We start from the raw sequence: 10,154 nt of genomic DNA, 5'->3' as shown, positions 1-10,154 counted from the left end.
GCTGCCTTCATCTCTTTCCGCCCGATCTCTTAAAGATGGCTTCGAATCTATGTAATACCATGATATAATCGATCAAATTTTCTCTCTCCCTATGGAGGTTAATATGTTCTTTGCGATAATTCCGGCCGTTGTTTTCGGCTGGGCATTAGGGGCAAATGACGCTGCAAATGTCTACGGTACGGCGGTTACTTCTGGTCTCGTCAAATACCGTTTGGCAGTAGTGTTGTCTGCGATATTCATACTAGTAGGCTCCCTTCTAGAAGGTTCCAGGGGTCTTGAGACTATTTCCAGCGTTAGCAGCCAGACGCTACTCACTGCTTCCATAAGTACAATTGGTGCGGCGATCTCTATGACATTAATGACTTATCTGGGTATCCCATCTTCTTCATCTCAGGCAATGATGGGAGCCATTCTGGGGATCGGCATACTTAACTCCACAGTGGATTGGTCTGTGCTTACGAAAGTCGTGATCTGCTGGATTACGACACCAATCGGGGCTGCAATCGGTTCCTTCTTTTTGTACAAGATCTTTGCGGTGTTATTCAGAAGAATTAAGACCATTCAGGCTCAAGATCTTTCCCTGAAGATTGGAGCTCTCATTATTGGCGCATATGGTTCCTACGCCTTGGGTGCGAACAATGTTGCGAATGTTACTGGACCCTTCGCCGGAATAATACCCCTGGAAGTAGCTGCACTGGTAGGGGGGTTGAGTATTGCTCTCGGTGTACTTACTTTCAGCAAGAGAGTCATGTACACAGTCGGTAAGCAGATAACCTCACTCGATCACTTCTCAGCTGTGATTGCTGTCTTTTCTCAAGCAATCACTGTGTGGATCTACGCCCTGATTGGGGTGCCGGTCTCAACCTCGCAGGCCATAGTTGGAGCGGTAATTGGTGCCGGGCTGGCAAGAGGTTCAAGAAACATCAATTACAAGATTCTGCGAAACATCGCTCTTGGCTGGCTGCAGACGCCTTTAATCGCCGGTTTAGTCTCCCTTGGCCTCTATCTGCTCGTAAAAGCAGTCGGGGGGCTTTTCTGATCAAACTCTTCTCTTGAGAACAATTATCTCCATACGATCGGAACAGTCCTCAGAGAGATTCGCAATGTCGCCGATTGAAAGAACAAGTTCACGGAGCTGCCTTTTCTCAGCAAGTGAAATATTCATCTCGAAGATCTTCTTCACAAGCGCCCGCTCATGACTATCCTCGGTATTCTCAAGGCGTTCCGTCTCCTTTATCTTTTCCTCGGCCACGCTCAATTCCTGGAAGAGATTCACCGCCGCCTCTTTGGATGCCTCAAATGTCTCTGCTGCAAGCTGAACCTGTTTCAAGAGGTCGGTTTTCAATTCAGAAGGTATTACGAGATGCTGCAATACAATCTGATCAACCACGTTCTCGGCCTCATTCGCCACCTTGTCGAAAGACTCTGCAAGACCCAGAAAGTCGCCACGGAAATTTGGGAGGAATGCTCCCTGATACATCGAGTTTTCCATTTCACGTCTCTTTGCATCGGCTGCCGATTCCATTTTTCGCACCTCTTCCGAATAGATCTCCACAGAAGAAGAATCATCATTCTGGCAGGCAAGAAAGACCTTTTCAAGGTTTTCCAGGGTTCTCGATATGAAATCCAGATGCTCATTAAACAGCTGAATGATCGCCATTTCTTTCTTACCAAAAAACATTAGAGGTCCACCTCCGGGCTTCAATATACTGACAAATCCATTAGAGCCCCCGATTCCTTTCACTTCATCACACCCTGTCCTCAGAATTTACCGTGGTGTACTTGACAGACTCTAATAGATTCTATTATTTATATATTATGCCACTTTTATCTTAGAGTTATCTGGCAATCATTAAATGAGATCCTGGCTTGACTCGAAATTTCCATTATAGAAGAAGACAAATATCGAAGAAATCGCAGATTATGAAGATTAACAGCGAGCGGAGGCGGTATGGTGCAAATAACAGGCTACTCAAAAGAGTACACAGAACAGATGCTTCTCATGCAGAGTGTCTATGAGAAGAAGCATCCTCTTGCAGAGAGATTCGCAGTTGAAGATCTAAAGAACCCATTGCTGAATCGAAGAAAAAATGTCCTCCTCGCTGTCGAAAATGGACGTGCGGTTGGTTTCGTGAGGTTCCTTACGAGACAGAATTTCAGTAGGGATCACTTCCACCACGTTTGGCTTGACATAATATTAGACGAAGGTGCCGACAATAGCTTGATGTCTCTTCTTTACGAGACCGCACTCCCTTCAATTGTGGATACGACAAGCAACTTCTTTCCAGCGGCGGGAACAAGAATCTGTGTCAGAATTGCCGACAGCGAGAGTGAGAAAAGGGATTTCTTCTCAAACAGGGGCTTCACTCACTGGATAGACTTCGAATATATGGAAAGAGACTTGAAAAGTGAAATTACCTCTCACCCGTTTCCTTCAGGTCTTACAATTTCGAAACTGAAACCCAGAAAGTCTCCGGAAATCCTGAAATACCTCCTGGCAGAACAATCCAGTTTTCCAGACTCACCTCTCGAGTACAAGTATCTCCACTATTTCTTCAGCAGACCCCAATGGAAGAGTGAAGGTTTTATCCTCGCCTCACTGGATCCAAAAGGGAATATCGCAGGAAGCATCATGCTTTACCCCGATAATACTGACAATTCGATGTTTCACACCGAAGAAGTCTTCGTTGTCGAAAAGTGGAGGAAAAAAGGCGTTGCAAGAGCGTTACTGGCTGAGTCACTGAAGTGCCTTAAGAAAGCGGGAAAGGACAGAGCCTTTCTCTCAGTCACTTCGGACCGCGCTTCTGCGAAGAGGATGTACGAAGAAGCCAGCTTCAGATTTCTGTACAAGAGAGAAGTACTGGCGCTCACGATCTGAAAACTACTGCATTCAGCATTGTCTCCGTAGCTTTCGCCAAGATCCTTCGAGACTCAATAGAAGATTTGTAAACAACCCACTTATTTGTTTCTATATAAGTAGACTATAACTCCTTTCGTTTGATATTGAACTTCTTTTCTGCTATACTCTTTCGGGAGGTGAAATCATGGAATCGTCTGAGCTTTTCTGGGAAAGCAGCATCGAAGAACTGGAGGCCGGTTACAAGCTCCTGGACGGGGCTTATATTTGTCTCTTGTGCGGGAAGTCTTTCGAGAACGGTCTGATACATCGAATCAGCGGCGACAAACTTGTGGACGCAGAGAGAGCAGTTAGGGAGCACATTGCTGCAGACCACAGATCTTCTTTTGATTCATTTTTGAAGCTAGATAGAAAGTACACAGGACTCTCGGAGCAACAGCAAACCATGATGCAGTATTTCTACGAAAGCGTGGGCGATAAGGAGATCTCGAAACGCCTGGGATTAACTCAATCTACGGTAAGGAATTATCGTTTCAGGCTAAAGGAAAAGGCAAGACAGGCAAAAATCTTCCTGGTTCTCCACCAGATGATGGAGAAAAGCGTTGACGAAGAAGACAGAATAGTTGATGTACATAGAAATGCCACTATGATCGACGAACGTTATTCGATTACGGAATCCGAGCGGCTCGAACGCCTGTCAAGATTCTTCAATGAAAGTGGTGAGCTTATCAGATTCCCGAAGAAGGAGAAGGACAAGGTAATCGTCTTGAGGGAGATTGCCGGAGTCTTCAAACCAGGCCTCAACTACAGTGAAGAACAGGCCAATGAAATGCTGAAAACATTCTATGATGACTATGTCCTTCTAAGAAGATATCTCATTGAATATGGACTGATCGACAGGAAACCGGATGGTAGCGCTTACTGGCTGGTATTCTAATGAATGTTAATGTCAGTTTAAGTTGACGCGCTTAATTCCCGATACAAGCAAATAACGGAGATCCCCATAGCAGGACTTTACAGTTCTTAACATACAATGATGTTATAATTGTTTTAGTTATACAAACGAATAGCTACTCACAAACGGAGGTGATTCTTTGAAGTTGCTTACAAAGACTGAGAAGATAACAATTAAACGATTCGAGAATTTCGAAAAAGCTGACAAAGAGATAGGAATCGACAGGATTGTCGAGTTTCTCCATACTCATCTGGAAGAATACGGTGACGATAGATCAGCTATCAGAAGATCTATTGACTATGCCTTCTCCGACGAAAAGGGAAAAGGCGGGTTTGTTCTGGTAGCCATGCAGGGAGAAGAGATCGCTGGAGCCTCTGTGGTGAATGACACCGGAATGAAAGGCTATATACCGGAACACATTCTCGTCTATATTGCTGTCGACAGGACAGTAAGAGGGGCCGGTATCGGGAAGAAGCTGGTGGAACAGATAAAAACGCTTTGCAATGGCGATATAGCGCTTCATGTGGAACAGAACAATCCCGCAAGATTTCTGTACAAGAAGATGGGGTTCAAGACAAAGTATGCCGAGATGCGGTTTGCTCAAGAATAAATGGACGATAGACTACAAACCTCTTGGAAAAAACGAGAACTTGTGAGAGAATTAAACGCGATAATAATCATCGGCAATAGGAGGTTTGATCAATGTCTGACGAAAATGAAAAGAAGATACTGGTTGTCTACTACTCTCATGATGAAAGCACGAAATCGATTGCTGAGTCCATAGCGAACGAAACGAATGCCGATCTTCTCGAGCTGAAACCTTTGGATGAAAAAGGTGGAAGGAGAGTTAGATACATTTGGGAGGGGGAAAGCGTAAGCATGAATCCCATCCCATCTCTCGAACCTTTTTCTGTAGATCCGAATGAGTACGACCTCATTTTTCTCGGGTCGCCGGTTTGGGCGATGAGTTACGCTCCGCCAGTGGAGAGTTTTTTGAGGAAAGCTACGCCTTCAAACAAAAACATAGCACTGTTCTGCACTCATGAAGGCCTAATGGGAATTGTCTTTCAAGAAATGATCAGCAAGTTGTCTGATAACAAGATAGTTGGTGCGATCGACTTCTACGATCCTATTGGCTCGGGTGTCAAGTACGCTGCAAATGCAAGCGCAAACTGGGCGAGGCAAGTACTGAAATCTATAAGCTAAGGATACCAATAACCATCGGCTGTGCGAGACCCTTGTCGTCGAGCGATAGACAAGGGTCTCGTTTTTTTTGAACCCGCTCCAAATTCATCGAAGAGTGAGAAGCATGAGGAATCATCTGCCAAATGGAAAAAGCAGACTCAGTTACCTGACTATTTCCTTCCTCTAGAATAACGGTGACAGTAGTTTCTGTACGCAAGCAGGATGCGGTATAATCTTGGCGAATGATTTGAAAACCGGATCTTAGAGGTGATGATTGTGTTGGAAGATTACAGGTGGGTCTATTTGATCATCCTTCTGCAGGCAGTTCTACTCGGAGTTGTGCTTTTCTTTGGACAGAGCTTGACTCTCTCCTCTGCCCAAAGCGGTTTGTCTCGTGGGGCAAACATAAGGGAAATAGCTGGTGATTTGCTACAGGAGCATTTTGAAAGGTGTGAAGATCGATCCCTTCCCCCAGACTCAAGAATTACCGGTTTCATAATAGAAGATATTAAGATCCGTGAGGAATCCTTTGACTCGGCTGTTTTATTGGCTTCAGTTTCTTTCAAGCCTTACGATATTGACATTTCCAGATGGGCTGTCCAAACTTCTCGTGACGGTCAGTGGATAAAAGACCTTCAGTTAACAATCTACCTGGAAAGAGATCAGTCGGGTCGCTTTTCGATTATTCGAACCGACCCCTCTATTTAGAAGCCTTCTTTTCGTAGACCTGAAGACGATTCTTTCCCTTGTTCTTTGCAGCGTGAAGCGCCAGGTCAGCACGGTATATAGTACCGTCGATATTGTCTCCTTCTCCCAGATACTCTGTAATCCCTATGCTCACTGTTGCAGCAACGTCCTCTTCCAGGCTTCTTTTCTCGAGTCGATCTAGAATTCTCTTCCCCATGGACTCGGCGCCTTCTATGGCAACTCCGGGCAGGATTATCAAAAACTCGTCTCCACCCCACCTGATTACCCGATCGGAATTCCTGATAACCATCTTAATAGACTCGACTACCCAAGAAAGAATAAAGTCACCATACATATGGCCCTGGGAATCATTTATAACCTTGAAATCATCGACATCAAGCATCATCAATGAGAGAGGGGTGGAGAATCGATTCGATTTCTCTATTTCCACAGCAGAATACTCCGCCAGCCCGTACCTGCTCAGCGCGCCAGTTAGAGGGTCGTAATAAGTGAGTCTTGTGATCTCTTCTCTGCTTCGAATTCTGCTTATTGCCTCCGTGACATGTGCCGCGAGTAGTTCTGCGAGCTCAATATCCTCGCTGTCAAACGCGTCCAGCTCAGTCGATATCGTTTGAAACACTCCAAAGCTTCCCAGCGGTATGCTCAGCGCGGACCTGTAATCACTACTTCTGGGCCTTGCCTCCGGGCTTTTGGAAATATCGGGAAAGACGAGAGTCTTTCCCTGCCACAGAGTCCTCCCGGCAACTCCTTCATACTTGCTATAGCGTTCCTCACCATCATCTGGAACTGAATTGGTCACTCTCTTAACAACGAGATCTTCCCCCTCCACAATGTCCAGACTGTATACATCGAATTCCAGAATTCTGCAGGACGCATTTACGAAGAGATCGTACACTTCTTCCTCCGTATCTGCCTTAGACAGTTCAAGGGCCACCTCATGAAGTCTCCTTATCTTGTTTCTGCTCATCCGAAGCTCACGCTTGGCTTTCTCGCTTTCGCTAATATCAATCGAGTACTTGACGCTAGCGAATCCAGAATCTTTGTCTTTCAGATCAATCACGAAACTTCTAAAGTACTTGGTTTCACCTTCGAATTGAAGCGACTCAACAAAACTCTCTTTCGTTGGGGTCATCTCGTGGCTTAGAGTGCTGAAGCCAGCTTCCTTTGCGATTTTGTTCAACCACAAAGAATCGCTGGAACTGTCTTTGATAGTAACTGCTACAGGCGCGTTCTGAACGATCTTCATGAAGGCGGCAGAAAGAAAGTTTCTTCTACCTTCGCTTGCCGAGTGCCCTCCTAACTCTTCGAATCTGATCTTAACTGTACATCCGTTCTTTTCGACCTTTGCCAAATAATAACGCGGCATTCCAAAGGCCCTTGTGCAGCACGCTAGATCAGTTCGCACGCCATTGCTCGCCCTCAAAACAATCGACGACAGATCCTCAATTCCCAACATTGAGGAAAGTCTTCCAGTATCGCTGAACGCAGAGAAGAACTCACTCAGAATGGAGTCTGATTTTCCGGATCTAGTACTATCTATAAGAACGATGTCATCTTCATTCACACAGAAGACTAATTCGAACTCCTCCATTTCTCGGTTAATGAAATGAAGAGACTTCGATTCAAAACTCTTAAAAGGCATCACAATACCCCTTTCTCTGAACATTCTAGTGCACCTTCCAACTTCTCGGCTCAAATGTTATGCAAACCCATGCCACCAGAATGAAAGTCATTGAATGATCGCTCTTAAGTTAGTATAATGAAGGCGTCGACAAAGAAGAGAACTCTGGGATGAGATTAACATGAAAAGAACTTATCAATGGACGACAAAGACCACTGCGCTTATAGTAGTTCTGATTATCGTAAAATCCCTTGTGTTTTACGGTTATACCGCTGAGCTTGCAAGGGCATCTCTGCTGCTTGGAACACTCTCCTGGTTGGCATTCCTCCTGCTGCTATTCTGGGTGGTGTTCAGAGGGAAGTTCTTTCTTCTGTACTGTGTCATCTCGTGTATTCTCTTCATTGATTTCCTGTACTTTCAGTACTTCGGTTTTCTGCCCTCGGTGAAGGAACTTGTTCATGTCGGACACGTGGGTGCGGTAAAAGACAGCATAATTTACGTCCTTCATCCGGTAAGCTTCATTTTTATAGTCGATTTGATACCTGTTGGTTTCTATCTGAGAAAAAAGACTTTTACTGTCGAAGAATGGACAGGAAGAAAGCCTGGGTACACGGATATCCTTATAGCAATTGTCATGCTGATAAGCCTGATCGTACCTTTTTCCTCGGAAGCGCTGCAGTCTTACTTTGTCTTCAATAGATACGGTGTGCTCGCCTATCACATGTATGATCTGGTGAAGGCAATCCCCGGAGTTGACAAGGGAATGGCCGTTGACGATAGAGTCTCGTACAACGGTTACGTCAACAAGATGGCGGAGGCAGGCAAATACTTTTCTGTTGCAAGAGACAGAAATATCATCATAATACAACTAGAGTCATTCCAGGACTTCCTTGTTAATTTCACCTATAACGGTCAGGAAATTACGCCGAACTTAAATCGTTTGGCATCGGCTGATTCCATTTATTTCAATGAAGTGTATCAACAGGTTGGAGCGGGCAATACTTCTGATTGCGAATTTGTTGTTCTGAATTCAATGCATTCGCTCGGAGAAGTCTCCGTGTATCTGACAAGAGAAGACAACACTTTTTACAGTCTGCCATCGCTTCTCAAGTCAGAAGGCTACTACACAGTTGCATTCCATGGCAACAATGGGTGGTTCTGGAATCGGGAGAAGATCTATCCGTCGTTAGGTTTTTCCGATTTCATAAGCCTTGAGGACATGGATAGCGATGAGATTATCGGTTTTGGACTTAGTGATTTCTCGCTGTTCAGGCAAACGCTGGAATATCTAGAAAGTATAGTGGAACCGTTCTTTGCATTCATCGTGACGCTCACGAGCCACAATCCGTATGAAATTCCCGAGGAATTTAGAAGAATCGAACTGCTTCCCGAGCACGAAGAAACCCTCTTTGGCAACTACATTCAGTCTGTCAATTATGCAGACAGGGCTCTCGGCGAATTTCTAGAAGGTCTTGAGGAGGCGGGGCTGTACGAAAACTCCCTGATAGTCCTATATGGTGATCACGCCGGGCTGTACCCATTCAACAAAGAGAACAAAGACATCTTGACCGATCTGCTTCATAGAGAATATGATTTCGCGCAGGCGATGAATGTACCGCTGATCTTTCACATGCCGGGTTCCGACCTTAGAATAGTTGACTCTAAAGTTGGCGGCCAGATTGACTTCTTCCCGACTTTTCTCAATCTCATTGGAATTGTTGAGAGAAACGGGATCCTCTTCGGACGTGATCTCTTGAATGCTTCACGGGGATTCGCCGCATTAACTCACTACGTCCCCGAAGGCTCCTTCATAGATAACGACAGGGTGTTTATCATGTCAAGCGACGGAATTCTCAACAACAGCAGCGCAATTGACAGGAAGAGCGGTATAGAGATAGCTCCTTTCAGTTGCCTGGACGGATATAAAGATTCCATACAGCAGATAGCTGCGTCGAAGTATTTCATACTCAACGACTCGATATCGAATCTGACGGGCGCAAAAGGCGTCAAAGAAGACTAGACCCTGAAAGCGGAAGAATCAAGAGAGGTTTCGCTTCGTCGCTATGCATGAAGCACTGTCTTGTTCCGCTGCAGAAGATGTCAAGAGATCTATCGTTTCTCCATTCTCCCTGAAGAAGTTGATTTGACACGAAATGTAATCTGCTTTTTCTTGCTTATCCTAATACGCACTCTTGGTCGATTTATTCCTTTATGCCTGTGCCGACAAGACTTTTCACGAAGAGATTCTGCAGCAGGAAGAAAACGACAAGCGTCGGAATGACCGCAATCATAGTCCCGGCCATGATTATCCCCCAGTTATTCGCTGATTCGGCATCGATAAGCATTTTCACTCCAATTTGCACAGTCTTCATCTTATCTTCCATCGTAACTATTAGGGGCCACAGATATATGTTCCAAGAATAAACAAAGTTTATGATTGCCGAGCCCGCAATAACCGATTTAGAAAGAGGCAGAAGTATCTTCAAGAAATACTTGATAGGACCGGCGCCATCGATCCTTGCAGCGTCCTCCAGAGAAAGAGGGATCGTCATGAACTGCTGTCTCATCAAGAAAGTGTTTGTTGCACTGGCCATAAATGGGATAGTCAGCGCCCAGTAAGTATTTACCCACCCAAATCTGTTCATTAGCGAGAATAGTGGAACAATCATTATCGTTTCCGCCGGCAGGAACAGCGTTGCAAATAGAAAACCGAAGGCCAGTCCTCTTCCGGTAAATCTGAAGTTTGAAAAGGCATATCCCGCCAGTGTTCCCGTTACTAGCTTGCCAAGAGTAATCGCTACAGATACGATTGCGCTGTTTAGCAGGAG

10 protein-coding genes are annotated in these 10,154 nt (G+C 45.1%); 7 read left to right on the top strand and 3 right to left on the bottom strand.

Annotated elements, in window-relative coordinates:
* Positions 1-103: 103 nt before the first annotated feature.
* Positions 104-1,039 carry an inorganic phosphate transporter gene (locus ENN47_13060; GenBank protein HDP79076.1) on the top strand — a complete coding sequence of 312 codons (936 nt, stop codon included), beginning with the start codon at positions 104-106 and terminating at the stop codon, positions 1,037-1,039.
* On the opposite strand, the gene ENN47_13055 is transcribed toward ENN47_13060, so the two are convergent.
* Complete coding sequence (locus ENN47_13055; protein ID HDP79075.1) at positions 1,040-1,681, bottom strand: TIGR00153 family protein; 642 nt, start codon at positions 1,679-1,681, stop codon at positions 1,040-1,042. It abuts the gene before it with no gap.
* Between the two features lie 273 nt (positions 1,682-1,954).
* On the opposite strand from ENN47_13055, the gene ENN47_13050 reads away from it, so the two are divergent.
* From ENN47_13050 to ENN47_13030, 5 genes are all read left to right on the top strand, one after another.
* The gene (locus tag ENN47_13050) at positions 1,955-2,878 is read left to right on the top strand and encodes a GNAT family N-acetyltransferase (GenBank protein HDP79074.1); all 924 of its coding nucleotides are present in this window, start codon (positions 1,955-1,957) and stop codon (positions 2,876-2,878) included.
* A gap of 166 nt (positions 2,879-3,044) precedes the next feature.
* Positions 3,045-3,794 carry a DUF2087 domain-containing protein gene (locus tag ENN47_13045; GenBank protein HDP79073.1) on the top strand — a complete coding sequence of 250 codons (750 nt, stop codon included), beginning with the start codon at positions 3,045-3,047 and terminating at the stop codon, positions 3,792-3,794.
* A 157-nt stretch (positions 3,795-3,951) separates the two neighbouring features.
* Positions 3,952-4,422 (top strand): N-acetyltransferase, encoded by a 471-nt coding sequence (locus ENN47_13040; protein HDP79072.1) that lies wholly within the window; start codon positions 3,952-3,954, stop codon positions 4,420-4,422.
* Between the two features lie 92 nt (positions 4,423-4,514).
* Positions 4,515-5,018, top strand: a complete 504-nt coding sequence (locus ENN47_13035) for a flavodoxin (protein ID HDP79071.1) — start codon at positions 4,515-4,517, stop codon at positions 5,016-5,018.
* Positions 5,019-5,276: 258 nt separating this feature from the next.
* Positions 5,277-5,705 carry a hypothetical protein gene (locus ENN47_13030; GenBank protein ID HDP79070.1) on the top strand — a complete coding sequence of 143 codons (429 nt, stop codon included), beginning with the start codon at positions 5,277-5,279 and terminating at the stop codon, positions 5,703-5,705.
* On the opposite strand, the gene ENN47_13025 is transcribed toward ENN47_13030, so the two are convergent.
* Positions 5,698-7,371 (bottom strand): GGDEF domain-containing protein, encoded by a 1,674-nt coding sequence (locus tag ENN47_13025; protein HDP79069.1) that lies wholly within the window; start codon positions 7,369-7,371, stop codon positions 5,698-5,700. The two genes, ENN47_13030 and ENN47_13025, sit on opposite strands and share 8 nt — an antisense overlap.
* A 136-nt stretch (positions 7,372-7,507) precedes the next feature.
* Here ENN47_13025 and ENN47_13020 point away from each other — a divergent pair, with 136 nt between their 5' ends.
* Positions 7,508-9,346 carry an LTA synthase family protein gene (locus tag ENN47_13020; GenBank protein HDP79068.1) on the top strand — a complete coding sequence of 613 codons (1,839 nt, stop codon included), beginning with the start codon at positions 7,508-7,510 and terminating at the stop codon, positions 9,344-9,346.
* Positions 9,347-9,527: 181 nt separating this feature from the next.
* Here ENN47_13020 and ENN47_13015 read toward each other — a convergent pair.
* Positions 9,528-10,154 (bottom strand): carbohydrate ABC transporter permease (locus tag ENN47_13015; protein HDP79067.1); only part of this gene is annotated, 627 nt, incomplete at its 5' end.

Source organism: Mesotoga infera (assembly GCA_011045915.1).
GTDB classification, from domain to species: domain Bacteria; phylum Thermotogota; class Thermotogae; order Petrotogales; family Kosmotogaceae; genus Mesotoga; species Mesotoga infera_D.
This window is presented reverse-complemented; position numbering and strand designations above follow the sequence as displayed.